This window comes from Blastochloris sulfoviridis, assembly GCF_008630065.1.
Lineage (GTDB): Bacteria > Pseudomonadota > Alphaproteobacteria > Rhizobiales > Xanthobacteraceae > Blastochloris > Blastochloris sulfoviridis.
In genome coordinates, this window is the sequence record NZ_VWPL01000072.1 from 1 (window position 1) to 1130 (window position 1130).

Annotated in this window: 1 protein-coding gene; it reads left to right on the forward strand. The window is 63.2% G+C overall.

Annotated elements, in window-relative coordinates; translation table 11 throughout:
* The first annotated feature begins 24 nt into the window (after positions 1-24).
* Positions 25-1125 carry an ISAs1 family transposase gene (locus tag F1193_RS16870; protein ID WP_150098949.1) on the forward strand — a complete coding sequence of 367 codons (1101 nt, stop codon included), beginning with the start codon at positions 25-27 and terminating at the stop codon, positions 1123-1125.
* The last annotated feature ends 5 nt before the right edge of the window (positions 1126-1130 follow it).

The following is a 1130-nucleotide window of genomic DNA, read 5'->3' on the forward strand; positions in this document are numbered from 1 at the left end:
GCTTCTCGATTCGGGGAGGCTCCCATGCAGGCTCTCATCTCGATTTTCCGCCAAGTTCACGATCCTCGCGACATCAACGCCCGGCACGATTGCGCGTCTATGCTGTTTGTCGCCCTGATGGCGACGCTGTGCGGGGCCAAGAATTGCGTCGATATCGCCGATTTTGCCGCCGCCAATGAACGCGATCTCGCCGAGATCATCGATCTGCCGCATGGCGCGCCCTCGCACGACAGCTTCTCGCGCCTGTTCCGGCTGCTCGACCCGGAGGAGCTGGCCGATGCTTTCACGGCCTTCGCCAAAACCCTGCGCGAGGCGCTTGGGCTCGGTGCGGCCAAGGGCGTCATCGCCATCGACGGCAAGAGGCTGCGGCGCGGCTATGAACGCGGCCGCGCCTTCATGCCGCCCTTGATGATCGGCGTCTTCGACGCCGAGACGCGGCTTTCCATCGCCGCGCGCGCCAGCGCCGACGGCAACGAGGTCAAGGCGACGCTGGAGGCGTTGAAAAGCCTCGATCTGAAGGGCTGCGTCGTCACCGCCGACGCTCTGCATTGCCATCCGAAAATGGCCGAGGCGGTGCGCGCGCGTGGCGGACACTATGCGCTGAAGCTGAAGGCGAACAACGGCCCGCTGCACAAGCTCGCCGTTGCGACGTTCGAAGCGGCCGACGCGCGCGGCGGCGGAGCCTTCGCCGAGACGAGCTCCAAAGGCCATGATCGCTCCGAGCGGCGTCGCGGCGACGTCGCGCCGACCGGCAAGGACGCGAATTTCCCCGGCCTCGTCGCTTTCGGCCGCATCGAGAACGAACGCCGCAAGACCGGCGAGGCGGCGACGACGGCGGTTCATTATGTCGCCTTGTCGAAACGCCTGGAGCCGCGCAGGTTGATAGAGGTCGTGCGAGGGCATTGGAGCGTCGAGAACAATCTGCATTGGACGCTGGATGTGGCGTTTTCTGAAGACGACGCCCGCTCGCGCAAGAATCATGCGCCACAAAATCTGTCGTTTATCCGCCGAATGGCGCTAGATATTCTCAAGGCTCACCCGGATAAGCGCTCCGTATCGAGAAAAATGAACCTCGCGCTTTGGAGCAAAGAGTTCTTCTTCGAACTCTTTGCTTATATGCGATAACCCTG